This window comes from Pantoea sp. (assembly GCF_032114055.1).
GTDB lineage: Bacteria > Pseudomonadota > Gammaproteobacteria > Enterobacterales > Enterobacteriaceae > Pantoea.
In genome coordinates, this window is the sequence record NZ_DAMCTB010000010.1 from 37,350 (window position 1) to 62,822 (window position 25,473).

25 protein-coding genes are annotated in these 25,473 nt (G+C 57.6%); 14 read left to right on the plus strand and 11 right to left on the minus strand.

What is annotated here, in order from left to right:
- Window positions 1-88: 88 nt before the first annotated feature.
- From flhB to RT657_RS15790, 3 genes are read left to right on the plus strand one after another with little or no spacing between them, the layout of a single operon-like run.
- Window positions 89-1,240, plus strand: a complete 1,152-nt coding sequence (gene flhB / locus RT657_RS15780) for a flagellar biosynthesis protein FlhB (protein ID WP_313655582.1) — start codon at window positions 89-91, stop codon at window positions 1,238-1,240.
- Window positions 1,233-3,326 (plus strand): flagellar biosynthesis protein FlhA, encoded by a 2,094-nt coding sequence (gene flhA, locus RT657_RS15785; protein ID WP_313655583.1) that lies wholly within the window; start codon window positions 1,233-1,235, stop codon window positions 3,324-3,326. The genes flhB and flhA overlap by 8 nt, the downstream gene beginning before the upstream one ends.
- Window positions 3,326-3,718, plus strand: a complete 393-nt coding sequence (locus tag RT657_RS15790) for a flagellar protein FlhE (protein WP_313655584.1) — start codon at window positions 3,326-3,328, stop codon at window positions 3,716-3,718. The genes flhA and RT657_RS15790 overlap by 1 nt, the downstream gene beginning before the upstream one ends.
- Window positions 3,719-3,987: 269 nt before the next feature.
- Here RT657_RS15790 and RT657_RS15795 read toward each other — a convergent pair whose 3' ends face one another.
- The 3 genes from RT657_RS15795 to argS form a co-directional block, all read right to left on the minus strand.
- On the minus strand, window positions 3,988-4,986 hold the full coding sequence (locus tag RT657_RS15795) for an aldo/keto reductase (protein WP_313655585.1): 999 nt from the start codon (window positions 4,984-4,986) through the stop codon (window positions 3,988-3,990).
- Between the two features lie 152 nt (window positions 4,987-5,138).
- The gene (locus RT657_RS15800) at window positions 5,139-6,047 is read right to left on the minus strand and encodes a LysR family transcriptional regulator (RefSeq protein ID WP_313655586.1); all 909 of its coding nucleotides are present in this window, start codon (window positions 6,045-6,047) and stop codon (window positions 5,139-5,141) included.
- An 84-nt stretch (window positions 6,048-6,131) separates the two neighbouring features.
- Entirely contained in the window at window positions 6,132-7,862 is a 1,731-nt protein-coding gene (argS, locus tag RT657_RS15805; RefSeq protein ID WP_313655587.1) for an arginine--tRNA ligase, read from the minus strand.
- A gap of 647 nt (window positions 7,863-8,509) precedes the next feature.
- On the opposite strand from argS, the gene RT657_RS15810 reads away from it, so the two are divergent.
- Window positions 8,510-9,070 carry a VOC family protein gene (locus tag RT657_RS15810; RefSeq protein ID WP_313655588.1) on the plus strand — a complete coding sequence of 187 codons (561 nt, stop codon included), beginning with the start codon at window positions 8,510-8,512 and terminating at the stop codon, window positions 9,068-9,070.
- Here RT657_RS15810 and RT657_RS15815 read toward each other — a convergent pair.
- A complete protein-coding gene (locus RT657_RS15815) occupies window positions 9,067-10,212 on the minus strand; it encodes a PatB family C-S lyase (RefSeq protein ID WP_313655590.1) in 1,146 nt (381 codons plus the stop codon). The genes RT657_RS15810 and RT657_RS15815 overlap by 4 nt on opposite strands.
- 85 nt (window positions 10,213-10,297) lie before the next feature.
- Between RT657_RS15815 and cutC the strand changes: the two genes are divergently transcribed.
- Window positions 10,298-11,050: a copper homeostasis protein CutC gene (gene cutC / locus RT657_RS15820; protein WP_313655591.1), complete on the plus strand. Its 753-nt coding sequence runs from the start codon at window positions 10,298-10,300 to the stop codon at window positions 11,048-11,050.
- A 309-nt stretch (window positions 11,051-11,359) separates the two neighbouring features.
- Complete coding sequence (locus RT657_RS15825) at window positions 11,360-12,205, plus strand: hypothetical protein (RefSeq protein WP_313655592.1); 846 nt, start codon at window positions 11,360-11,362, stop codon at window positions 12,203-12,205.
- A 29-nt stretch (window positions 12,206-12,234) separates the two neighbouring features.
- Here the strand turns inward: RT657_RS15825 and RT657_RS15830 are convergent, their stop codons facing one another.
- Complete coding sequence (locus RT657_RS15830; RefSeq protein WP_313655593.1) at window positions 12,235-13,332, minus strand: glycerol dehydrogenase; 1,098 nt, start codon at window positions 13,330-13,332, stop codon at window positions 12,235-12,237.
- A gap of 142 nt (window positions 13,333-13,474) precedes the next feature.
- On the opposite strand from RT657_RS15830, the gene RT657_RS15835 reads away from it, so the two are divergent.
- A complete protein-coding gene (locus RT657_RS15835) occupies window positions 13,475-14,101 on the plus strand; it encodes a LysE family translocator (protein ID WP_313655712.1) in 627 nt (208 codons plus the stop codon).
- 4 nt (window positions 14,102-14,105) lie between these two features.
- Here RT657_RS15835 and cmoB read toward each other — a convergent pair whose 3' ends face one another.
- The 4 genes from cmoB to RT657_RS15855 form a co-directional block, all read right to left on the minus strand.
- Window positions 14,106-15,074: a tRNA 5-methoxyuridine(34)/uridine 5-oxyacetic acid(34) synthase CmoB gene (gene cmoB, locus RT657_RS15840; protein WP_313655595.1), complete on the minus strand. Its 969-nt coding sequence runs from the start codon at window positions 15,072-15,074 to the stop codon at window positions 14,106-14,108.
- Entirely contained in the window at window positions 15,071-15,799 is a 729-nt protein-coding gene (cmoA, locus tag RT657_RS15845; protein ID WP_313655597.1) for a carboxy-S-adenosyl-L-methionine synthase CmoA, read from the minus strand. The genes cmoB and cmoA overlap by 4 nt, the downstream gene beginning before the upstream one ends.
- Before the next feature lie 81 nt (window positions 15,800-15,880).
- Window positions 15,881-16,276: an MAPEG family protein gene (locus tag RT657_RS15850; protein ID WP_128083855.1), complete on the minus strand. Its 396-nt coding sequence runs from the start codon at window positions 16,274-16,276 to the stop codon at window positions 15,881-15,883.
- A gap of 69 nt (window positions 16,277-16,345) precedes the next feature.
- Entirely contained in the window at window positions 16,346-17,167 is an 822-nt protein-coding gene (locus tag RT657_RS15855; protein ID WP_313655599.1) for a DUF72 domain-containing protein, read from the minus strand.
- 211 nt (window positions 17,168-17,378) lie between these two features.
- Here RT657_RS15855 and aspS point away from each other — a divergent pair, with 211 nt between their 5' ends.
- The 6 genes from aspS to ruvB all read left to right on the plus strand — a co-directional run bounded on the left by aspS (window position 17,379) and on the right by ruvB (window position 22,899).
- On the plus strand, window positions 17,379-19,157 hold the full coding sequence (gene aspS / locus RT657_RS15860; RefSeq protein WP_313655600.1) for an aspartate--tRNA ligase: 1,779 nt from the start codon (window positions 17,379-17,381) through the stop codon (window positions 19,155-19,157).
- Window positions 19,157-19,588 (plus strand): dihydroneopterin triphosphate diphosphatase, encoded by a 432-nt coding sequence (nudB, locus tag RT657_RS15865; protein WP_313655602.1) that lies wholly within the window; start codon window positions 19,157-19,159, stop codon window positions 19,586-19,588. The genes aspS and nudB overlap by 1 nt, the downstream gene beginning before the upstream one ends.
- Window positions 19,589-19,866: 278 nt before the next feature.
- Window positions 19,867-20,610: a YebC/PmpR family DNA-binding transcriptional regulator gene (locus tag RT657_RS15870; protein WP_313655603.1), complete on the plus strand. Its 744-nt coding sequence runs from the start codon at window positions 19,867-19,869 to the stop codon at window positions 20,608-20,610.
- A gap of 37 nt (window positions 20,611-20,647) precedes the next feature.
- Window positions 20,648-21,175, plus strand: coding sequence for a crossover junction endodeoxyribonuclease RuvC (gene ruvC, locus RT657_RS15875; RefSeq protein WP_111139784.1), 528 nt, complete (start codon window positions 20,648-20,650; stop codon window positions 21,173-21,175).
- Window positions 21,176-21,271: 96 nt separating this feature from the next.
- On the plus strand, window positions 21,272-21,886 hold the full coding sequence (ruvA, locus tag RT657_RS15880) for a Holliday junction branch migration protein RuvA (protein WP_128083859.1): 615 nt from the start codon (window positions 21,272-21,274) through the stop codon (window positions 21,884-21,886).
- Window positions 21,887-21,894: 8 nt separating this feature from the next.
- A complete protein-coding gene (gene ruvB, locus RT657_RS15885) occupies window positions 21,895-22,899 on the plus strand; it encodes a Holliday junction branch migration DNA helicase RuvB (RefSeq protein ID WP_313655606.1) in 1,005 nt (334 codons plus the stop codon).
- Here ruvB and znuB read toward each other — a convergent pair whose 3' ends face one another.
- Complete coding sequence (znuB, locus tag RT657_RS15890; protein ID WP_313655607.1) at window positions 22,900-23,685, minus strand: zinc ABC transporter permease subunit ZnuB; 786 nt, start codon at window positions 23,683-23,685, stop codon at window positions 22,900-22,902. It lies immediately after the preceding gene.
- Window positions 23,682-24,437 (minus strand): zinc ABC transporter ATP-binding protein ZnuC, encoded by a 756-nt coding sequence (gene znuC / locus RT657_RS15895; RefSeq protein ID WP_313655608.1) that lies wholly within the window; start codon window positions 24,435-24,437, stop codon window positions 23,682-23,684. Before znuC ends, znuB begins: the two co-directional genes overlap by 4 nt.
- Window positions 24,438-24,514: 77 nt before the next feature.
- Between znuC and znuA the strand changes: the two genes are divergently transcribed.
- Window positions 24,515-25,462 carry a zinc ABC transporter substrate-binding protein ZnuA gene (gene znuA, locus RT657_RS15900; RefSeq protein ID WP_313655609.1) on the plus strand — a complete coding sequence of 316 codons (948 nt, stop codon included), beginning with the start codon at window positions 24,515-24,517 and terminating at the stop codon, window positions 25,460-25,462.
- Window positions 25,463-25,473: the final 11 nt, after the last annotated feature.

Consider the following 25,473-nt stretch of genomic DNA (forward strand, 5'->3'; position numbering starts at 1 on the left):
AACGCCTGTTTTTCCCATCTTATCTCCGCTTTAACTGAAGCCAGATTTGGCATCCTATGCTCAGAATTCCTGCCAACCGAGGTTTGTCGTGGCTGAAGAAAGCGACGAGGACAAAACAGAATCGCCCACGGCTCACCGACTTGAGAAAGCGCGTGAAGAGGGCCAGATTCCGCGTTCGCGCGAACTGACATCTTTGCTGATGCTGCTGGCTGGCATCATGATCCTGTGGATTGGTGGCAGCATGATGGCGCACCGACTGGCGGCGATGGTGTCAACCGGCCTGCGCTTCGATCACGGCATGGTCAGGGATGACAAAATTATCGTCGGCCACATCGGCAACCTCATCACCCAGGCGCTGATGGCGCTGCTGCCGTTGATGGGCGGCCTGGTGCTGGTTGCCATCGCTGCGCCTATGCTGCTCGGCGGCATTGTGTTCAGCGGTAAATCAATCAAATTCGACCTGAAGAAACTCAGTCCGATGGCAGGTTTCAAGCGGATGTTCGCCGCGCAGGCCTGGACCGAACTCTTTAAAGGCATCCTGAAAACGATCTTAGTGGGTGCGGTGGGTTGGTGGTACATCTGGAGCCACTGGCCTGAGATGCTGCGGCTGATCAGTGAATCGCCGGTCACGGCCCTGATTCATGGCATGGAGATGATTGCGGTCTGCTGTTCGCTGGTCATGCTGGGGCTAATTCCGATGGTGGGCTATGACGTCTTCTGGCAGCTCTACAGCCACGTCAAGAAGCTGAAGATGTCCATGCAGGAGATCCGCGACGAGCATAAACAGCAGGAGGGTGACCCGCATGTGAAAGGGCGTATCCGCCAGCAGATGCGCGCCGCCGCCCGACGTCGCATGATGGCCGACGTGCCGAAGGCCGACGTCATTGTGACGAACCCGACGCACTACTCGGTGGCCCTGCAGTACAACGAGAAGAAGATGAGTGCGCCGAAGGTTATCGCCAAAGGCGCGGGCGAAATCGCCCTGAGAATTCGTGAACTGGGTGCCGAACACCGCATTCCGGTTCTGGAAGCACCGCCGCTGGCGCGTGCGCTGTACCGTCACACTGAGATTGGTCAGCACATTCCCGGCGCGCTCTATGCGGCCGTGGCCGAAGTGCTGGCCTGGGTCTGGCAGTCGCGTCGCTGGAAGCGCGAAGGCGGCCTGATCCCAGCCAAACCAAAAAATCTGCCGGTGCCGGCAGAGATGGACTTTGCAGGAGAGAGCAAAAACGATGGCTAATAACCTGGCCGCTAAACTACGTTTACCGGGCAACCTGAAAGAGATGCAGTGGCAGGTGATGGCCGGACCGGTGCTGATCATGATGATTCTGTCGATGATGGTTCTGCCATTGCCGCCGTTCATCCTCGATCTGCTGTTCACCTTCAATATTGCGTTGTCGATTATGGTCCTGCTGGTGGCGATGTTCACCCAGCGAACCCTGGAGTTTGCGGCGTTCCCGACCATTCTGCTGTTCTCAACCCTGCTGCGCCTGGCGCTGAACGTGGCCTCCACTCGTATCATCCTGATGGAAGGGCATACCGGTGCGGCGGCGGCGGGTCAGGTGGTTGAAGCGTTTGGCCACTTCCTGGTGGGCGGAAACTTCGCCATCGGTATTGTGGTGTTTATCATCCTGATCATCATCAACTTCATGGTCATTACCAAGGGTGCTGGTCGTATCGCCGAAGTGGGCGCGCGCTTTGTACTGGACGGGATGCCCGGGAAACAGATGGCGATCGACGCCGACCTCAACGCCGGCCTGATCGGTGAGGATGAGGCCAAGCGCCGCCGTTCCGAAGTCACCCAGGAAGCGGACTTCTACGGTTCGATGGATGGTGCCAGTAAGTTCGTGCGCGGTGATGCTATCGCCGGGATCATGATCATGGTGATCAACGTCATCGGCGGCCTGCTGGTGGGCGTGGTTCAGCACGGGATGGATGCGGGGCATGCGGCCGAGACCTATACGCTGCTGACCATCGGTGATGGCCTGGTGGCACAGATCCCGGCGCTGGTTATCTCTACCGCAGCCGGTGTCATCGTGACGCGCGTCGCCACCGATCAGGATGTCGGTGAGCAGATGGTTACCCAGCTGTTTAAAGATCCGCGGGTCCTGATGCTCAGCGCCGGCGTCATCGGCCTGCTGGGCCTGGTGCCTGGCATGCCCAACCTGGTCTTCCTGCTGTTTACCGCCGCCCTGCTGGGGCTGGCCTGGTGGCTGCGTGGCCGCGAAATGCAGCCGAAGAAGAAACCGGAAGTGGCAGGCGGCATCACCAAAATGCCGGAAACGCCCGCCACGACGGAAGCCTCCTGGACCGATGTGCAGCTGGAGGATACGCTGGGCATGGAAGTGGGTTATCGCCTGATTCCGATGGTCGATCATCAGCAAAACGGCGAACTGCTGGGCCGTATTCGCAGCATCCGTAAGAAAGTGGCGCAGGATGTCGGTTTCCTGCCGCCGGTGGTGCATATCCGCGACAACATGGAGCTGCCACCCGCACGCTATCGCATCCTGATGAAAGGCGTGGAGATTGGGAGTGGTGATGCCTATCCGGGCCGCTGGATGGCGATTAACCCAGGTACGGCAGCGGGTTCGCTGCCGGGCGAAGCGACAGTCGATCCCGCCTTTGGACTGGCGGCGGTCTGGATAGACAGCGCGCTGAAAGAGCAGGCGCAGATTCAGGGCTTTACCGTGGTTGAGGCGAGTACCGTCGTGGCAACGCACCTTAATCATCTGATTGGGCAGTACGCCAGCGAGCTGTTTGGCCGTCAGGAAGCGCAGCAGCTGCTGGATCGGGTGACACAGGAGATGCCGAAGCTGACGGAAGATCTGGTGCCAGGCGTGATTACACTGACCACGCTGCACAAGGTATTACAGAATCTGCTGGTAGAGCGGGTGTCGATTCGCGATATGCGTACCATTATTGAGACGCTGGCAGAGCATGCGCCAGTGCAGAGCGATCCCCAGGAGCTGACCAGCGTGGTACGTGTGGCACTGGGACGGGCGATTACGCAGCAGTGGTTCCCGGGCAATGACGAGGTACAGGTTATCGGTCTGGATTCCACGCTGGAACGTCTGCTGCTTCAGGCGTTGCAGGGCGGCGGTGGACTGGAGCCGGGCCTGGCCGATCGGCTGTTGAGTCAGGCTCAGGCGGCCCTGCAGCGTCAGGAGATGCTGGGTGCGCCGCCGGTCCTGCTGGTCAATCATCCGCTGCGTGCGCTGCTGGCGCGCTTCCTGCGCCGCAATCTGCCCCAGCTGGTGGTGCTCTCTAACCTGGAGCTGAGCGACAACCGCCAGATCCGCATGACGGCAACAATCGGAGGCAAATAATGCGCGGGCTGATAATGTGTCTGATGTTGCTGCCCCTGCTGGCGCAGGCGGGCGGTGGGGCCTGGAACGCCAGCGCCAACGGCCCGCCGCTGGCGAATCGCGGCAGCTGGCAGCGGTCGCAGCCGCTGATCCCGCCTGCGGATATTGCGGGTGAAGTCAGCGTCATCAGCTGGCGTTACCAGCTAAGCAGACCGGCCCCCGCCGGGCTGGAAGTGCGGCTGTGCGGTGAGCAACGCTGCGCGACACTGGAGGGGGCCAGCGGCGTCACGCGCGGTCTGGCTCATCTGAACGCCCGTGAAACCCTGCACATGGTGTTTGGCTTTGCAGGCAGCGGGGCGCTGCCACCCGGATTACGGGTGGTCAGCAGCGAAGTGATGGTGAATTACGAGTAGCGGCCGGGCGGGAGCCGGCATGGCTATGGCTTCCGCGATTTTGTTGCCGCTGTAAGCTGGAAGGCGTGACGCTGCAGTGGCAGCGCCCGCTTAATGCCGGCTCGTCATCCTGATAACGTTCTGCATTCTGCGATCGGTTCTGTTCCGGGTGACTTCTCAACGCTGTTAACCGCCTGCCGTTCATTTCCCCTCACTGCGCGTTTTCCCACTGAATCTGCTCTTCCTGTCACACGATCCTCAATCGCCACCAATCTGTGCGCAGTTTTCCCTCAGGCGTTGACGCCTTTCATTCCTTCTTCTGAGTAGCGACCGCCTTTAATCTCCACCTGCTGATGAAGCGTGTTCAGCAACCGGATATCGTCCGCGTCCAGCATCAGATCGGCGGCTTTCGCGTTCTCGGTAAGATAGGCCAGCTGTTTTGTGCCCGGGATGGGCACAATCTTTTCATACTGCGCCAGCAGCCAGGCGAGCGCGATCTGTCCGGTGGTTGCGTGATATTTTTCCGCCAGCGGCGTCATCACCTTCAGCAGTCGCAGATTGTGATCGAGATTCTCCTGACGGAAACGGTCATTATTTTTACGGAAATCACCCTCGGCAAAATCGCTGTTTTGGCGGTATTTACCGGTCAGAAAACCCCGGCCCAGCGGCGAGTAGGGCACCAGGCCGATGCCGAGTTGCCTCACCATCGGCAGGATCTCCGCTTCGATATCACGCGTCCAGAGCGAATATTCTGTCTGCAGAGCCGCCAGTGGATGGACGCTATGCGCCCGCGCAAGCGTCGGGGCCGACGCTTCGCACAGTCCGATACGGGCAATTTTCCCCTCCTGCACCAGACGGCTGAGGCACTGCATGCTCTCCTCAATCGGTGTCGCCGGGCTGATGCGATGCAGATAGAAAAGATCGATACGTTCGACACCCAGCCGTTTCAGGGAAGCCTCGCAGCAGCGAATAATATAGTCGGGCTGATTATTGATGGTGCGGGCATACGCCTCCTCTGCCTGACGTTCGATACCGCATTTGGTGGCGATGCTGAAGTTCAGCCGCTCAGCCGGGCTCAGGCCCGCCAGAAACTGCCCGATCAGCTGCTCATTGTGACCACGGCCATAGAGATCGGCGCTGTCGATAAAGGTGATACCCTGGTCGTGCAGCTGGTTCAGCAGTTGCAATGACTGACGGTCATCGGTCTGACCATAAAATTCGCTGAGCCCCATCGCGCCATAGCCGATGGCGCTGACAGCCAGATCCTGACCTAACGTGCGCTTTTTCATTGTTTCTCCTCGTAAGTGAGAAGCGATTGTTTCATTCCAGACAAGCGCAATGAATTGCTCTTTGCGTTATACCAAAAAGGTATCACCAGATACAGAGTGGGATAAATAGGGTAACGGGCGGCTTTCCCCACGACACCAGGCGGCGGGGAGGATCAGGGAGAGAGGTGCTGAAGGGCCGTGAGGACAGCCGTATTCTTTTCATCGGCACGAATGACAGCGTAGAGATCAATCGCCAGTGAGTCAGCGGCCCCGGCGGTGAGCGGACGGTAACAGAGCCCCGCCTGATTAAAGGTACAGGTTGACTGCGGCAGCAGGGCAAATCCTCTGCCGCGGGCGATGTGCGACAACATCAGTAGCGAGTCATCCGGCTCTCTTATTCGTTTCAGCGTCAGGTTCAGCGTGGAAAAGTAGCGCTCACATTTGTCATAAAACGGCGGATTGGCGCTGCGTGAAAACCAGAACAGGGGCAGGTCAGCCAGCATAGCCAGTGAAACCTGCGTCTGCTGGCTGGCTGCGTGCGTGGCGGGTATCGCTGCCAGCAGCGGCTCACGGCAGAGCCACACGTACCGCAGGTCACGGGTTTCAGCTCCTTTCTCGCCGGTAATTACCAGATCCAGACTGTTCCGGGCCAGACTCTGCAGCAGCTGGACAGAGGTCTGGGTGGGCATCTCGATCTCATCGCGGGCATGAAGTGCTGCGAGCTGCTGACTGAGTGGTGCTATCCGTTCAATGTTCAGCGTCCGGGTCAGGCCGATACGTACGCGGGAAACCGCGGGCTGTGCAGCCTGTTTCAGCTCGATCAGCGCGCTCAGGATGGCTTCAGCTTTTGCCACCAGCGCCTGCCCCGCGCGGGTCAGCGTCACATCATGCGTATTGCGATCGAACAGCGTCTGCCCCAGCAGCGCTTCCAGACTCTGAATCTGTCGGGTCAGCGGCGGCTGCGTCATATTGAGCCGTTCTGCGGCACGGCGAAAATTAAGTTCGTGCGCGACCGCCAGAAAGCACTGCAGTTGCTTAATCGCAGGAAGGTGACTGCTGATAAGATGCATGGCGACAGACATCAGGTCATCCTGCGGCTGAATAGTGGAAGTGCAGAAAGGAGACAGGATCAAAAACGGAGAGGGCAGTCCTCTCCGTTTCAGCGATTACATACGCTCGACGGTGTCGATGCCCAGCGTATCCAGACCCTGCTTCAGCGTTTTTGCGGTCAGCGCGGCCAGCTGCAGTCGGCTCAGACGGATGGCGTCCGATTCGGCGCTGAGGATCGGGCAGTGCTCATAGAAGCCTGAGAACAGTCCGGCCAGATCGTAGAGGTAGGCACACATCACGTGTGGCGTTCCGTCGCGCGCCACCTGCATGATGATCTCTTCAAACTGGAGCAGACGCGTAGCAAGCTGCGCTTCACGCTCTTCACCAATCACGATCTCTGCATCCAGCGAATCGGCATCAATGCCTGCCTTGCGGAATACGGAGAGGACGCGGGTGTAGGCGTACTGCATGTAAGGCGCCGTGTTGCCTTCAAAGGCCAGCATATTGTCCCAGTCGAAGATGTAGTCCGTCGTGCGGCTTTTGGAGAGATCGGCATATTTCACCGCACTGATCCCGACCACTTCTGCCAGGGCTTTGACTTCCTCTTCGCTCATCTCCGGGTTCTTCTCACGCACCAGCGTGTAAGCGCGCTGCCAGGCTTCATCCAGCAGATCGGCGAGCTTGATGGTGCCGCCGCTACGGGTCTTAAACGGACGACCATCTTTGCCCAGCATCATGCCAAACGCGTGGTGCTCCAGCGGCACCGATTCCGGCACGTAGCCCGCTTTACGGACGATCGTCCAGGCCTGCACCAGATGCTGATGCTGACGGGAGTCGATGTAGTAGAGTACACGGTCGGCTTTCAGGGTTTCGTAACGGTATTTCGCACAGGCGATATCCGTGGTGGTGTAAAGGTAGCCGCCATCCTTTTTCTGAATGATGACGCCCATCGGTTCACCTTCTTTGTTCTGGAATTCATCCAGGAACACTACGGTAGCGCCTTCACTCTCCACCGCCAGGCCTTTCTGCTTCAGATCGGCGACGATGCCGGGCAGCATATCGTTGTAGAGGCTTTCACCCATCACATCGTTGCGCGTCAGGGTGACGTTCATGCGATCGTAGATTTTCTGGTTCTGACGCATGGTGATGTCGACCAGCTTCTTCCACATCTGACGGCAATATTCATCGCCGCCCTGCAGTTTCACAACGTAACCGCGTGCGCGCTCGGCGAATTCAGGATCTTCGTCATAGGTGCGTTTAGCTTCACGGTAGAAGCTTTCGAGATCGGCGAGCGCCAGCTCAGCGTGATCCTCATTCTGCTGCTTTTCCAGGAACGCAATCAGCATACCGAACTGCGTGCCCCAGTCACCGACGTGGTTGGCACGGATCACATTGTGACCCAGAAACTCCAGCGTGCGCACCGCCGCATCACCGATGATGGTGGAGCGGACGTGGCCAACGTGCATCTCTTTCGCCACGTTAGGCGCAGAGTAGTCAACCACGATGGTCTGTGGTTCAGCCAGCTGCACGCCCAGACGTGGCAGGGTCAGCGCTTCGCGGACCTGTTTTGCGAGCCAGGCGTGGTCAAGGAAGATATTGATGAAGCCCGGGCCGGCGATTTCAACTTTACTGGCGATACCGGTCAGATCGAGGTGCTGAATCACCGCTTCCGCTAACTGTCGTGGAGCCTGTCCCAGCTTTTTCGCTACGGCCATAATGCCGTTAGCCTGATAATCTCCAAACTGAACCCGTGCGGACTGACGAACCTGCGGTTCACAATCGGCGGGTGCGCCGGCTAAAACCATTGCCTGACTGACTTTTTCGGAAAGAAGTGCCTGAATATTCACCGCGTTACCTTCATGTGCTTTACAACGCCCTGCCTGCGAAGCCGGGCTGTCATCATCTTGCCTGAACCGAGCGCGTCACTGGAACAGTGAAACGGATACGGCAGACAAAACGGAAAAAAATGAGGGGAAAAGTATACGTGAAATGTCAGTGGGCGTCAGTAGTTGGATGAAGTGGGGAAACAGAGCTAAATAAGATGTTTCCCGGAGGCGTTAACGGCGTCGTAAGTGACGGCGAGGGTTCTTTACGCTTTTATCTTCTCGCACCTTCCAATGGCGGGAAATTGCAAATCCCATCAGTGCGATAAGGACAGCGACAACGATGAGCATAGACATAGAGCCATTCCTTTTGGTTGTGTTAGGTCAAATTTATAGGAAGGCGCTAAGGGCTGCAATTGTTTCAGCTTCAAATAAGAGTTATCTTATTGTATCAAAGAAAGCTATATAAATCATTATCTTATACCACTTTCATCAAGCAACTCATGGCCCTAAACAGAAGATAAATCCGAAATGAAAGCTGTTATTATAAGGTTTTGCGTTAAATTTCCGGGCAAATAAGATGAATCTTATCATTTTACGTTGCTCAGCAGGCGGCGCACAATAAACCAGACAGATTATAAATGCTAAACAAATTATGAGGAATCGGGGTAGTGAAAAGATCTTTTCCGCCAGAATTGGATGATTTAAAGACAGATTTAGAACGTTTTGAAGAATCGTTGCTGAATTTTGCGCAGCGACTCGGTCTGCGCCTTAACGATCTTGAAATTGACCATATTGCTGTGCGTTGTCACCAGGAAACCACCGCGATGCGCTGGCAGCAAGGCCTGCAGCGGATTGGCCATCAATTTTCGGCAGCCACAATCAACGGACGGCAGATTTGCCTGTTTAAGCTGCATGATCCACTGCGGGTGGCCGAACGGGAGATCGATGTGGTTGAGCTGCCGTGGCCCGGTGAAAAACGGTATCGCCATGAGGGCTGGGAGCATATTGAGGTGGTGCTGCGCGGCGATCATCAGATGCTGGGTGTGCGTGCCATGGCGTTACTGTCAGACGATGCGCTGACGCAGCCGGGTATCTCTTTTAAAACCAGCTCACCGCAGGGCGAGAATGAGCGCCTGCCCAATCCGACCCTGGCGGTGACGGATGGGCAGACGACCATCAAGTTTCATCCGTGGCGACTGGAAGAGATTGTCGCCAGCGAACAGCCCTAAGTGCGGGCGGCCAGTGCGCGCTTCAGGCGCGCAACGGCCTCATCCAGCAGTGCCCGGGTGCAGCCAAAATTGAGACGGACAAACTGATCGTTACCAAACTCGCGTCCGGCCGTCAGGCCAAGTCCATATTTTTCAAAATAGAGCGCAGGACTGGCAACGTTCAGCGCGCTGGCGTCAATCCAGCCGAGATAGGTCGCCTCCGGTGAGGCGACGCTCAGGCCGTTCATCTTATTGACCTGCGACACCAGCCAGTCACGGTTGCTGCGCAGATAGGCATTCTGGGCTTTCAGCCAGGGCTCCCCCTCACGCCAGGCGGCAGTAGCGGCGGTCAGGGCAAGGATATCCACCTCCGGCACAATGCCGCGACGCAGTCGGTTAAAGCGGGCACGCAGTTCTGCGTTGGGGATGATGGCAACAGAGGCACCCAGACCGGCGATATTAAAGGTCTTTGAGGGTGACATCAGCGTGACGCTGCGCTGTGCCGCCTCTTCACTCAGTGAAGCAAAAGGAATGTGCTGAGCTCCCGGCTCCAGCAGCAGATCGCTGTGGATCTCGTCAGAGCAGACAATCAAATCATGCTTCTGCGCAAATTTCAGCTGGGCTTCGAGCTCTTCGCGGCGATAAACGGTCCCGCCCGGATTCTGCGGGTTGCAGAGCATCAACAGTCGCGCCTCTCTGGTCAGCGCCGCTTCTGCGCTGTCCAAATCAAGCACCCAGCGTCCCTGTTGCAGCGTCAGAGGCAGGTTGATCTGACCCCGTTCGGCCAGTCTGGCAGCACCGCGAAACGGCGGATAGATGGGCGTGGGCGCCACGGTCAGCTCATCGGGGGCGGTAAACGCCCGCACGGCCAGATTCAGCGCGCTGACCACACCCGGCAGCACCACAATCCATTCAGGATTAACGTGCCACTGATAGCGCGAGGCGAGCCACGACACCGCGCTGTCGATAAAGGCGACCGGCGTATCGCCATAGCCAAAAATCCCATGTGCGGCGCGGGTTTTAATTGCCTCAATCACACACTCAGGCGATCGGAAATCGGTATCGGCCACCCACAGCGGCAGAATGTCCTGGTCCGCATATTTGTTCCATTTAAGGCTATCGCTGTGACGACGGTCTATCCGTTGGTCGAAATTGAATGCCATAGTTAACTTTCCCGGTAAACTCATTCCAGCAGCCAGACTAACTGATGAATCTGCCCTGAACCAGAGTCATGTAAAGGAGAAGAGAATGACCACACTGGAAATTTGCTGCTATGGCGTGGATTGCGCCGTGATCGCACAACAGGCGGGGGCCGATCGGGTTGAACTCTGCGCCGCGCCGCGTGAAGGAGGACTGACCCCGTCGATGGGGACATTGCAGACTGCCCGACGGGATATTTCGATTCCGGTTCATCCCATTATCCGGCCCCGTGGCGGCGATTTCTGCTATACCGCTCGCGAATTCGAGACGATGAAATCGGACGTGGCGCTTGTTCGTGAACTCGGCTTTCCCGGTCTGGTTATCGGGATGCTGGATGAGGATGCTCACGTTAATCTGGGGCAGATGCGGCAGATTATGGCGCTGTGTGATGGCCTGGCCGTGACCTTCCACCGGGCGTTTGACCTCTGTCACAGTCCGAGGCGCGCGCTGGAGACACTCACGGATTTAGGGGTGACGCGTATTCTCACATCCGGTCAGCAGCAGAGTGCGGAAAACGGAATTGCACTGCTCAGGGAACTAAATCAGAGCAGCACGGGTCCTATTATTATGGCCGGTGCGGGCGTGCGCCTCAGCAACCTGCAAAAGTTTCTTGATATGGGCATCAACGAAGTCCACAGCTCGGCCAGTCGCCTGATGGCGTCGCCGATGCGCTACCGCAAAGCGGGCGTCTCCATGTGTTCAGAAGCCGAAACTGATGAGTTCAGCCGCTATTGTGTCGATGGCGACGTAGTGGAGGCAATGAAAAGCGTGATGCAGATGAGCTCCGTTCGGGTTGCCTGAACCACAACAGATTTTGCCGCGCAGCACGCCGATTATTGACGTGATGTTTGCAAGTACCAAACCCCAGTACGCTTGCTGGGGTTCTTTTTGTTCAGCGTCTGCTGTGATGGCTATTCACGCGCCCGCGCGCCTGTGTCAGAGCGATGATCATCCCATTTATTTCCGTTCCGCCCCGGCTGCCCTGAAAGCCGGAACGATCAGGCTTCGGATTGTCTGTTACCGGGCGCGGCGGACAAAAGTCTGCAGGTTTAACGGCGACCCGACGCCGCAGCGGTTACACTCAAAGCATCATCGCCCGGAGCTTACCCTATGAAACGGAATCTGATGGCTCTTCTGATCCTGACGCTGACACTCTCCTGCAGCAGCCATGCGGCGGCCGGTGGATGCAGCGTGGCTGCCGTAGCGAACAGCAATCAGCTGATTCTGCTGGGCGGTAATGCCAGAGGTGCGGTGAAGCAGGTGGTGGCCGGGGAATTTGGCAAAGATGTGAATTCACAAAAGCGGGTGCTGGGGCAGTTTGATGCCTGCGGCGAACTGACAGTAGCCGACGTCAGCTATGATAAAAGTGAACGCAACGTGACTCTTAGTATGGAGCAGCACATCACCCGCGTTCAGGGCGGCTGGGTCGCCGAGTATGCCTGGCTGGTTAAGGTGCTGAAGGCGGGAAAAGAGGAGGTAGTCGAAAACCGGCAGGGAACGATCAACTGGCAGAAGGGCGAGCACGGCAATATCACCAGCGCCTCTGATCGCTTTACTACCATGGGCAGGCGCGGCTTTACCGACACCACCTATCGCTATGATCGCCAGCTTCGGCTTGAAAAGAGCGTGGCCCGCGGCAGCGATCCGCTAAGCAACGGTGAGTTTTACTATCACTGGAATGCCCAAGGGCTGGTGACGCATACCACTTCTGCCCGCGGCAGCGACCGCTACAGTTATGATGCGCAATGGCGTGAAAAGCGTCTCGATACCCTGGAGAGCACGCCGCTCAGCACCATCCGCTCAGTTGATGAGTGTCAGTCCTGGGATGAGGTTGGCAACTGCACCCTGAGCTACCAGCATGAGACAGAAGTCTTCACGCGCGGTACCCTGGAACGCCATCTCAGTTCCGCTTATAAATATGAGTACTGGGATTCGAAGCCTGCGGCGGACGAGTAACAGGCGACCCGCCGATCGCCTGCTAAGGGTTATTTCACCGTGCGGCTGAAGGCATCCAGCGCCAGCAGCGCATTGGCGATATCCTCTGGCGCAAGATGAGGATTGAGGTTTTTCAGCGTATCGCCGTCGCTGTTTGCCAGGGATCCGATCTTCACCAGATTCTCCCAGCTTTCATTCTCCAGATGCATCTCTTTGAGCGTCGTCGGCATGTTGATCGCGCGATAGAAGCGAATATAGCGGGCAATCTCTTCATCCGGACGCTGCTCCAGCACCATCTGCGTCAGCGTGCCATAGGCCACTTTCTCGCCGTGGGTCAGATGATGGATCTCGCCATCAATCGCGGTAAACCCATTGTGAATCGCGTGAGCCCCAGCAAGGCCGCCGTTTTCAAAGCCCAGCCCGGAGAGCAGCGTATTTGCCTCGACCACCGCTTCCACGGCGGGCGTGACCCGCTTTTCGGTCACGGCGATATAGGCGCTGTAGCCCCACTTCAGCAGCGTCTCTTCACAGGTGCGGGCAATCGCCAGTCCGGCCAGGGTCGGATCGCCATTGACCATTGATTTGGCATGTGAACGCGCCACCGCCTGCGCTTCAACCCAGGTGGCCAGACCATCGGCAATGCCCGACGCAAAGAGGCGAGCCGGGGCGCTGGCGCAGACTGCCGTGTCCACCAGCACCAGGTCAGGATTTTTAGTGTAAAAGCGATAACTCTCGAAAACCCCGCTGTCGGAATAGATCACCGACAGGGCGCTACAGGGCGCATCGGTGGAGGCGATCGTCGGCACAATCGCCACCGGCTGTTTCAGCTCATCCGCTATCGCTTTCACGGTGTCCAGCGTTTTACCGCCGCCCAGCCCGACCACCACATTACAGCCCTGATCCTGCGCCAGTTTGCTGAGACGGGTAATTTCGTTACTGGAGGCTTCACCGTTAAACTGCTGCCAGCTGAAGCCGATACCAGCCGACTGCAGCGTCTGCTGCGTGCGTTCACCAATCAGTTTCCAGACGACGTCGTCCGCCACCAGAAACGCCTGATCGCCCAGTTCGGCCAGCCAGGTCCCCAGCTCATCCAGCACACCGGCGCCCTGCACATATTTTCGGGGTGACGAAAAAATAAATTTACTCATAACCACAACTCCATGACAGGAATGAATTAACCTGATCCAGCCTGGCACATTCTGGTCATTCTGGTGAGCAGGCCCCGGCACCCGGCCACCCGAACGGTTTCGCGGTGTGAACACCCCTGTAAGAAGCAATGGAGATGTGATGATGACCGCCACGCTGTTTTCTTTTCTGTTTGCGATAACCATCCTGACGCTGACCCCGGGCTTTGATACGGCGCTGGTTCTGCGCACCGCGCTGGCGCAGGGCTGGCAGCGTGCCTGGGTCACGGCCGCTGGCGTGACGCTGGGCTGTCTGCTCTGGGGGATTGCGGTAGGATTCGGGCTGGGCGCACTGCTGATGGCCTCAGAACTTGCCTATAACCTGCTGAAGTGGACTGGCGCAGGCTGGCTGCTCTATCTGGGGATCAGGTTACTGCTCCACCCGCGCCAGCAGCCAGTGGCGACGGCAGATGAGGTGCCGGTCAGGCCGCAGGGTTATCTGGCCTGCTTTTTGCGGGGATTAACGGGAAATCTGCTGAACCCGAAAGTGGGCGTCTTTTATGTCACCTTCCTGCCGCAGTTTATTCCGGCAGGCGCGTCTGTCGCGCTCTGGTGCAGCCTGATGGCGCTGGCGCACATGGTGCTGGGGCTGGTCTGGAATGCGGTGCTGATTGCGGGCAGCCACTATTTTGCGCGGCATCTGAGAAAGCCGTCGATCCTGAAGGTGATGGATCGCCTGACCGGCTGCGTGTTTATCGGCTTTGCGGCGAAACTGGCGTTGTCTCGCCGCTAAGCGCTTAAGGTTTGGTGGCGACCAGCACGGCGCGCAGGGGCGCAGGGTAGCCTTCAACCGTTTTGCCGGGATCGTCGGGATCGAGGAATTCCGCCAGCGACTCGCTGGTCATCCAGTCGGTACGGCGCTGCTCTTCTGTGGTGGTGCGGGCGAAATCGACGATGCGGACATCAACAAACCCACTCTTTTCCAGCCAGCTCTTCAGAGCGTCGGCAGAGGGGATAAAGAAGACGTTGCGCATCTGCGCATAACGCTCGCCCGGCACCAGCACCTGGTTGACATCCCCCTCAATGACCAGTGTCTCCAGCACCAGTTCGCCGCCGCTCACCAGCTGGTTTTTCAGCTGCAGCAGGTGATCCAGCGGGGAGCGGCGGTGATAGAGCACCCCCATCGAAAAGACGGTATCAAAGGCCTGCAGCGCGGGTAACTGCTCGATCCCCAGCGGCAGCATGTGCGCCCGGCGATCGTCATTCAGCAGCTTGCGTACCGCTTCGAACTGCACCAGAAACAGCTGCATCGGATCGATGCCGACCACCAGATGCGCGCCGGCACCAATCATCCGCCACATGTGATAGCCACTGCCGCAGCCCACATCCAGCACCGTCCGACCCGCCAGCGGGGAGATATGCGGAATCACGCGTTCCCACTTCCAGTCCGAGCGCCATTCAGTATTGATATGGGTGCCATAGAGGAAATAGGGGCCTTTACGCCACGGCATCAGGTTGCGCAGTAACTTTTCAATCCCCTGACGATGACGATCGCTGATGTCATCGCGATCGGCGGTCACGCTGTGCAACAGGTCGAGCTTTTGCGGCTCCAGCAGCGGCAGATATTCCAGCGACTTGTACCAGTCACGGAAGTGCCCATGCAGGTTTTCACGCTGCCACTCGCTGATTTGTGCCGGTAAAACTTCCAGCCACTTCGCCAGCGGACCCACGGCGATTTGCTGATAAAAACGGCCAAAGTCGATCATTTCAATGCCACCAGGGATCCAAAGTTAAAGCACTGGAACCAGAGTTCGGCGTGCGGGAAACCCGCCTGTTTCAGGCGGGCTTTATGGGTTTCAACGCTGTCCGTCAGCATCACGTTTTCCAGCATGCTGCGTTTCTGACTGATCTCCAGTTCGCTGTAACCGTTGGCGCGTTTGAAGTCGTGATGCATGTTGAACAGCAGTTCGCCGACGTCGGCATCTTCAAAACTGAATTTTTCTGACAGCACCAGCGCACCACCCGGTTTCAGGCCCTGCCAGATCTTCTGCAGTAGCGCCAGCCGGGCAGGCGGTTCCAGAAACTGGAGCGTGAAGTTCAGCACCACCAGCGAGGCATTTTCGATGGGAACATCGCGGATATCTGCTTCCAGCACGGTGACGGGCGTGTCAGCGCGAAAGGCATCCAGATGACGACGACAGCGCTCGACCATTGCCGGGGAGTTATCCACGGCAATAATCTGGCAACCCGGCACATGAATATTGCGGCGTACCGACAGGGTCGCCGCGCCCAGTGAACAGCCCAGGTCATAAACCTGGCTATCGGGGGTGACAAAACGTTCAGCCAGCATACCAATCATCGAAATGATGTTGGAGTAGCCTGGCACCGAGCGCTGAATCATGTCAGGAAAAACTTCAGCAACACGCTCGTCAAAGGTCCAGTCGCCCAGTTTTGCAATGGGCGCTGAAAAGAGTTGATCGCGGTCAGACATATCGAAAATCCGAAGAGACGACGGAAAGGGCGCTATTCTGGCAGAAAGTGGGGCAGGCTGCACCCCTTAACCCCGGCTGGCTTAATGCAGCGACAGAACCAGATCCCACGGCAGGTAGATCAGGTTAAAAATCACCATGCCGCACAGCGAAAACAGCGTCAGCATCATGCCATATTTACGGCCTGCCATCGCGCTGCTCCGCAGACCCCAGGCATGCAGCAGCCGGCTGATGAAGAAGAGCAGACCAGTGAGATGCACCATCCAGATATCGGCGCCATTCATCTCCATCATGACCAGCAGCAGCAGCGCCAGTGGAACGGTTTCGATGGCATTGCCGTGAATCCGAATCGCCATCTTCAGGTCGTGATAGCCGCCGTCGCCATAGGCCACATGATAGAAACGACGATAACGCACCACGTCCAGCGTGAATTTCATCACCAGTATTGCACCCAGTACTACATATAATGCGCTAATCATCGGGACTCCTGTCGCCTTTGGTAAAGGGGTTAGTCTAGCCAGCGGAGCAGGCGCTGTCCTGTTACGTTATCAAAACAGTGAGCTCTGTTGCGGCCAGTCTGGCCCGCTGCCAATGCCGGGGTCGATCTGCTGCAGCTGCGGCCAGAGAGCCTGAACCAGCGGAAAGACCTGCCCCATATCAGGCGTATGCAGAAACAGCATCACGTCGCCCTGCTGCTGCCACGCCATCAGCTTCTCGTGCCAGATCTGAAACAGCGGCACGCTCTCCTCCACGCTGTCGCTGCCGATAAACCGCACCATCGGTTGCGTTCCGGTGCGCAGGGCATGCGGCGGTACGCGAGGCTTCTGGGAACGGGCGACCAGCGCGGCCGGACTCTGTGAGGTGGAGGCGTGCACCGGACGGCTGTCGAGCATTACGCGGTTAACGCCGCGCGCCAGCAGACCCCGATTCAGTGCCCGCTCCGCGTCACCCTTGGCAAAGAACGCCGGATGGCGGACCTCGACGCCGTAATGAAAGCGGCGCGGCAGGCTATCCAGGAAATGCCAGAGCGCATCCAGCTCCGCCGGTGAGAAGCTGGCCGGCAGCTGCAGCCAGTACTGACCGATGCGGTCGGCCAGCGGCTCCATCAGCCGCAGGAAATCGGTCAGCAGATCGTCGCTGTGTTGCAGCGCCGCCTGATGGCTGATGGTGTTAGGAAATTTAAAGCAGAATCGAAACGCCTCATGGGTCATGTCGCGCCAGCGCATCACCGTCTCAGCATTCGGCAGCGCATAAAGCGTGGTATTTCCCTCCACACAGTGGAAATAACGGGCATAATCCGCCAGGCTCCCGATACCCCAGCGTTTCCAGTGTGAATGCTGCCACTGGGGCAGGCCAATACGAAGTGTCACGCGCGCTCCTGACGACAGGTTAAGATAGCCCATTATCCTTCAGCGTCGTGCCGAGGGGCAAATGCACACAGGAAATCGGCGCTTTGGCGTGGATCTGCTTATCCTGCCTGCCTTTTTCCATTATAATAGCCGCCATTTTTGCGACAGCATCACATAAGGCAACGCGGCTGGATGCTGTCAGCTGCAGCGGCGAAGTTAAAAGGATAGTGTTATGCGTACAGAATATTGCGGACAGCTCAATCTGTCTCATGTGGGTCAGCAAGTCACCCTTTGCGGCTGGGTAAACCGCCGCCGCGATCTGGGCAGTTTGATCTTTATCGATATGCGCGACCGCGAAGGTATCGTGCAGGTGTTTTTTGATCCCGATCGTGAGGACGCGTTTAAGCTGGCTTCTGAACTGCGTAACGAATTCTGTATCCAGATCACCGGTATTGTTCGTGCGCGTGACGAGAAGAATAAAAACAGCGACATGGCAACTGGCGAAGTGGAAGTGTTCGCCCAGGCGCTGACCATTATTAACCGCTCTGAGCCTCTGCCGCTGGACTCAAACCAGACCAACAGTGAAGAAGCGCGTCTGAAGTACCGCTATCTGGATCTGCGTCGTCCTGAAATGGTGACGCGTCTGAAAACCCGCGCAAAAATCACCAGCTTTGTCCGTCGTTTTATGGATGACGAAGGTTTCCTGGATATTGAAACCCCGATGCTGACTAAAGCGACCCCTGAGGGCGCGCGTGATTATCTGGTGCCGAGCCGGGTGCACAAAGGCAAATTCTACGCGCTCCCGCAGTCACCGCAGCTCTTTAAGCAGCTGCTGATGATGTCGGGTTTTGATCGCTACTATCAGATTGTTAAATGTTTCCGCGATGAAGATCTGCGCGCTGACCGTCAGCCAGAATTCACCCAGATCGACGTTGAAACCTCCTTCATGACCGCGCCTCAGGTGCGTGAAATCATGGAGCGTTTAATCCGCAACCTGTGGCAGGACGTGCAGGGCGTTGATCTCGGCGAGTTCCCGCAGATGACCTTTGCGGAAGCGATGCATCGCTACGGTTCCGATAAGCCGGATCTGCGTAACCCGATGGAGCTGGTGGACGTAGGCGACCTGCTGAAAAACGTGGAGTTCCAGGTCTTCTCCGGTCCGGCGAACGACGCCAAAGGCCGCGTAGCCGCGCTGCGTGTACCTGCCGGTGCGCAGCTGAGCCGCAAGCAGATTGATGAGTACGGCAAATTTGTCGAGATCTACGGCGCGAAAGGCCTCGCGTGGATGAAGGTCAATGTCCGTGCTGACGGCCTCGAAGGCGTACAGAGCCCGGTCGCCAAATTCCTGAATGCAGAGATTGTCGAAGGCATTCTGAGCCGCACCGGCGCGCAGGATGGCGACATCATCTTCTTCGGTGCCGACCGTGCCAAAGTCGTGGCTGACGCCCTGGGTGCGCTGCGCCTGAAAGTGGGCCGCGATCTCAGCATCACCGATGAAAACGCCTGGACACCGCTGTGGGTTATTGATTTCCCGATGTTCGAAGAGGACGAAGAGGGCGGTCTGGCGGCGATGCACCATCCGTTTACCGCACCGAAAGAGATGAGCGCCTCAGAGCTGGCCGCCGATCCGACCCGTGCCGTGGCGAATGCCTACGACATGGTCATCAACGGTTATGAAGTGGGTGGCGGTTCCGTGCGTATCCACAACGGCGAAATGCAGCAGACGGTCTTCAGCATTCTGGGCATTGAAGCGAACGAGCAGCGTGAGAAGTTTGGCTTCCTGCTGGATGCGCTGAAGTTCGGTACGCCTCCGCATGCAGGCCTGGCTTTTGGCCTGGATCGCCTGACCATGCTGCTGACCGGCACCGACAACATCCGTGACGTTATCGCCTTCCCGAAAACCACGGCAGCGGCCTGCATGATGACCGAAGCGCCAAGCGAAGCGAATCCCGCTTCTCTGCAGGAGCTGGGCATTCAGATCGTGAAAAAAGACAAGCCTGAGAATAAATAATGGGCTACAAACACCCGGTTTCAGTGCTGGTCGTGATTTCGGCGCGGGATACTGGCCGGATGTTAATGCTGCAGCGGCGTGACGATCCCTCGTTCTGGCAGTCGGTGACCGGCAGCCTGGAACCGGGAGAGACGCCGCTGGCGACCGCGTGTCGTGAAGTGAATGAAGAGGTCGGTATCGACGTCGTGGCTGAGCGGCTGGAGATAGAGGATTGTCAGCGTCAGATTGACTTTGAAATCTTCCCCCACTTCCGCCATCGCTACGCGCCGGATGTTACCCATAATCACGAGTACTGGTTTCGCCTGCAACTGCCGCAGGAGCGGGAGATTTCCCTGACCGAACACCTGGCGTTTCGCTGGCTGGCGGCGGCGGAGGCAGCAGCATTAACCCGATCATGGAGTAACCGCCAGGCAATTGAAGAATTTACCTGAATGCGTGTCACCGCCCGCTTTTACGGCGGCCGGTCGCGTAGATTTTATCAATATGGTGAGTTTTAACAGGACTGCACCAGACAATTAAACAGTCAGGCGTAATCGGTGCCGCGAGGTTGTCCGCCGCCAGCGTGAAGTCGTCAGCGCACGATTCACGAAGCTCGCCCCGCCAGGGACGCCCTCATCGGGCATACAGGCAGATCCTGTAAGAGCCGGGCCGGAGGCGCAGTCCGCAGCGCAGAGCGTCTGCACCCTGTAAAAGATCGGAGAAAAGAGAAATGGCTGGACACAGTAAGTGGGCAAACACCAAACACCGTAAGGCGGCACAGGACGCTAAGCGCGGCAAAATTTTCACCAAAATTATTCGTGAACTGGTGACGGCCGCTAAGCTGGGCGGCGGTGATCCGGGCTCTAACCCGCGTCTGCGTGCCGCGATGGATAAGGCACTGGCGAACAACATGACGCGTGACACCATGGATCGCGCTATCGCCCGCGGTGTGGGCGGCGAAGACAACGCCAACATGGAAACCATCATCTATGAAGGTTATGGTCCGGGCGGCTCCGCCATCATGATTGAATGCCTCAGTGACAACCGTAACCGTACTGTGGGCGAAGTGCGCCACGCCTTCACCAAAACCGGTGGCAACCTCGGCACAGATGGCTCAGTAGCCTATCTGTTTAACAAGAAGGGCGTAATCTCCTATGCACCGGGTCAGGATGAAGATGCGGTGATGGAAGCGGCGCTGGAAGCGGGTGCCGAAGATGTTGTCAGCTATGATGACGGCGCAATTGATGTTTTCACCGCCTGGGAAGAGATGGGCGCGGTGCGTGATGCGCTGGAAGCCGCAGGCCTGAAAGCCGATACCGCCGAAGTGTCGATGATCCCGACCACCAAAGCGGAAATGGATGCCGAGACAGCGCCAAAACTGCTGCGTCTGATCGACATGCTGGAAGATTGCGACGATGTGCAGGAGGTTTACCACAACGGTGAAATCTCAGACGAGGTGGCGGAAACGCTGTAATGGCGTCTGCTGTCATCACGTTAACCGGAGAGGCGTAATGTCGATTATCCTGGGTATCGATCCCGGCTCACGCATCACCGGTTATGGCGTTATCCGTCAGACCGGCCGCCAGCTCACCTATCTGGGCAGCGGCTGTATCCGCACTAATACCGCCGAGTTGCCCGCCAGACTGAAGCTGATCTACGCGGGCGTTTGCGAAATTATCACGCAGTTTTCGCCCGATTTCTTCGCCATTGAACAGGTGTTTATGGCGAAGAATGCCGACTCGGCGCTGAAGCTGGGCCAGGCGCGCGGGGCCGCTATTGTGGCCGCGGTGAATCACGATCTGCCGGTGTTTGAGTATGCCGCCCGTCAGGTTAAACAGACCGTGGTCGGCATCGGCAGTGCCGAAAAAAGCCAGGTGCAGCACATGGTGCGCACCCTGCTCAAGCTGCCTGCCAATCCGCAGGCGGATGCGGCCGATGCGCTGGCGATTGCCATCACGCACTGCCACGTCGCGCAGAATGCGGCGCGGATGAGCGACAGCAAGCTGGTGCTGACGCGTGGACGATTACGTTCGGGTTAGCGACACGCGCGTGGAGCAGACTCTCAGGCTGGATATTCATCCAGCCTTTTTTATGTTATAAAATCCGCCACATTCGTCAGTTAAGGAAGCATTCAGGTGATAGGTCGTTTACGGGGCAATATTCTGGAAAAGCAGCCGCCACTGGTGCTGCTTGAGGCACACGGCGTAGGCTATGAAATTCACATGCCCATGACCTGTTTTTATGAGCTGCCTGAACTTCAGCAGGAAGCGGTGATCTTCACCCACTTCGTGGTGCGTGAAGATGCTCAGCTGCTGTTTGGTTTCAACAGCAAGCAGGAGCGCGCGCTGTTTCGTGAATTAATCAAAGTTAATGGCGTCGGGCCGAAGCTGGCGCTGGCTATCCTCTCCGGTATGTCGGCGCAGCAGTTTGTCACGGCGGTGGAGAAAGAGGAGATCGCCTCACTGGTGAAACTGCCAGGCGTCGGTAAAAAGACTGCCGAGCGCCTGGTGGTAGAGATGAAGGACCGCTTCAAAGGGATGCACGGCGACCTGTTTGGCGGCGACTCCGCCTTTACTCTCACCACGCCGGGTCCGGAGCCGGAAACGAACGATGCCGAATCCGAAGCGGTTGCAGCGCTGGTATCCCTGGGTTATAAACCGCAGGAAGCGAGCCGTATGATCAGTAAAGTCGGCCGACCGGATGCGGATTGCGAAACGCTGATCCGTGAAGCACTTCGCGCCGCCATTTGAGGTAAGTCATGATTGAAGCCGACCGTCTGGTCTCTGCTGCCAGCGTTAACGAAGAAGAGTTAATCGACCGCGCAATACGCCCGAAACTGCTGAACGAATATGTCGGTCAGCCGCAGGTGCGCGAGCAGATGGAGATTTTCATCAAGGCGGCACAGCTGCGTGGCGATGCACTCGATCATCTGCTGATCTTTGGGCCGCCAGGGTTGGGAAAAACCACGCTGGCGAACATCGTGGCCAACGAGATGGGCGTGAATCTGCGCACCACCTCGGGCCCGGTACTGGAGAAGGCCGGCGATCTGGCCGCCATGCTGACCAACCTCGAACCGCATGACGTGCTGTTTATCGATGAAATTCACCGCCTCTCACCGGTGGTCGAAGAGGTGCTCTATCCGGCGATGGAAGATTATCAGCTGGACATCATGATTGGTGAAGGGCCTGCCGCGCGCTCGATTAAGCTCGATCTGCCGCCGTTTACCCTGATTGGCGCCACGACCCGCGCAGGCTCGCTGACGTCGCCGCTGCGCGACCGTTTTGGCATCGTCCAGCGGCTGGAGTTTTATCAGGTGAAGGATCTGCAGCACATCGTCGGGCGTAGCGCCGCCTGTCTCGGCCTGGCGCTGAGTGACGACGGGGCGCTGGAAATCGCCCGCCGTGCGCGCGGTACACCGCGTATCGCTAACCGCCTGCTGCGCCGGGTGCGTGACTTTGCCGAGGTGCGGGCCAACGGCGATCTCAGCGGGGAGGTCTCCTGCAGCGCGCTGGATATGCTCAACGTGGACAGTGAAGGGTTCGATTACATGGACCGTAAGCTGCTGCTGGCGATCATCGACAAGTTTATGGGCGGGCCGGTCGGGCTGGACAACCTCGCGGCGGCGATTGGTGAAGAGCGCGAAACCATCGAAGATGTGATTGAACCTTTCCTGATTCAGCAGGGATTCATTCAGCGCACGCCGCGTGGCCGTCTGGCCACGCAGCATGCTTACCGTCACTTCGGCATTACGCGCGAAGCGTAGTTACATGGCCGGTTTGCGCACCATGCTGATGATGAACAGGATGGCGGCGCAGAGCACCACGGAAGGGCCGGCAGGGGTGTCGTAAAAGGCGGAGAAGGTCAGCCCGCCGGTGACGGCAATCACGCCGATGATCACGGCGGTGGTCGCCATCCCTTCCGGTGAACGCACGAAACGGCGCGCGGTTGCGGCCGGGATAATCAGCAGTGAGGTGATAATCAGTGCGCCGACAAACTTCATCGCTACGCCGATGGTCAGCGCCGTGACCAGCATCAGGATCAGACGTGTACGCTGAATGTTCACGCCATCAACCTGCGCCAGTTCCGGACTGATGGTCATCGACAACAGGGAACGCCACTGCCACGCCATAACCAGCAGCACCACAATCACGCCGCCGCCCATCATCCAGAGATCGTCGGGCGTTATCGCCAGCAGATCGCCAAACAGATACGCCATCAGATCCACGCGGACATTCTTCATCAGGCTGACCACAACCAGACCCAGCGACAAGGCGCTGTGTGCCATGATCCCCAGCAGGGTATCGATAGCCAGATGCGGACGACGTTCCAGCCAGACCAGCCCCAGTGCCAGGCAGACGGTCACCAGAATCACCGCGTAGTAAGGATTTACGTTCAGCAGCAGGCCAAACGCCACCCCAAGCAGCGAGGCGTGCGCCAGCGTATCGCCAAAGTAGGACATCTTGCGCCAGACCACAAATGAACCCAGCGGACCGGCCGCCAGCGCCAGCATCACGCCGCCCATCCAGCCCGGTAATAACAACTCAATCATGATGAACCCTGTCCTTTGCGTAAAACGATACGTCCCTGAAGATCGTGACGGTGATTATGGTGGTGCCGATAGATCGCCAGCTCCTGCGCGCCTCGCGGGCCGAACATGGCGATGAATTCCGGATGCTGGGAAACCGCTTCTGGCGTGCCGGAACAGCAGATGTGATGGTTCAGGCACAGAACCTCGTCGGTTTTCGCCATCACCAGATGCAGATCGTGAGAAACCATCAGGACGCCACAGTTCAGCTCAACGCGCAGCTGATTGATCAGGTCGTAGAGCGCAACCTGACCGTTCACATCCACGCCCTGCGTCGGCTCATCCAGTACCAGCAGCTGGGGCTGATTCAGTAATGCGCGTGCCAGCAGTACACGCTGGGTTTCACCACCTGATAGTTTCTGCAGCGGTGAGTGGAGCAGATGGCCGGCCTGTACCCGCTTCAGGGCGGGCAGGATGTCCGCATTTTTGCTGCCCCGCGTCAGACGCATGAAACGTTCAACCGTCACCGGCAGGGTCGGATCAATGTGCAGTTTCTGAGGAACATAACCGACGCGCAGGCCGGGGAGGCGCTGAACCACACCGCTGCCCGGGGTAAGCAGGCCCAGCACAACGCGGACCAGCGTGGATTTTCCGGCACCATTGGGACCCAGCAGGGTAAGAATACGACCAGGCTGCAAGGCCAGGCTGACGCCGGATAACACATTACGCTGGTTAAATTTTATCGAAACATTTTCGAGTGTGACAAGTGAGGTCATAGTATTTACAGGTTGCACAGAATTTCGAATGTTATAATATCACATTACACTTCATGGTCACGATGGAATGACGCAATATGTTACATAATAAAAAGGGCGCAATTTTCGCCTTATCCGCTTTATCCGTTACCGCACTGTTAAGCCTTCCGGCACAGTCCGCTGTAGTAGCATCAATCAAACCGGTCGGCTTTATCGCCTCCGCCATTGCGGACGGGGTAACCCCGGTTGAAGTCCTGCTGCCGGACGGGGCGTCTGAGCATGACTACTCCCTGCGTCCCTCTGATGCAAAACGCTTAAAAAACGCAGACTTAGTCGTCTGGGTCGGGCCTGAAATGGAAGCGTTTATGGCCAAATCTGTGGCTGAACTTCCGGCGCAAAAAAATCTCGCCATGGCCAATATCGACGGCGTAAAACCACTATTGATTAGCGGTGGTGAAGATGAAGATGAGCACACAGCGGAAAAATCTGAAGATCATGAAGCCGAAGCTCACCATCATCATCATGGCGAGTTTAATATGCACCTGTGGTTGTCGCCAGAGATTGCGCGCAAGACCGCGGTTGCAATCCATGGAAAATTATTGGAACTTATGCCGCAAGACAAAGCCAAACTTGACGCCAACCTCCAGCAGTTTGAGGTAGCGTTGGCGGACACGGACAAACGCGTCAGCGCACAACTTGCTCCGGTTAAAAATAAAGGATATTTCGTTTTTCACGACGCTTACACGTACTTTGAAAAACACTACGGTCTTTCGCCCACCGGGCACTTTACCGTGAATCCTGAAATTCAACCGGGCGCTCAGCGTTTACACCAGATACGAACACAGTTGGTTGAGCAAAAGGCGGTCTGCGTCTTTGCTGAGCCACAATTCAGGCCAGCAGTCATCGATGCTGTAGCCCGCGGAACGCAGGTGCGCAAAGGCACGCTCGACCCGCTGGGCACAGATATCAGCTTAGCCAAAGACAGCTATGTGAAATTCCTCTCACACCTGTCGAGCCAGTATGAGAGCTGCCTGAATGGAGCATGAGGAATAGGTAA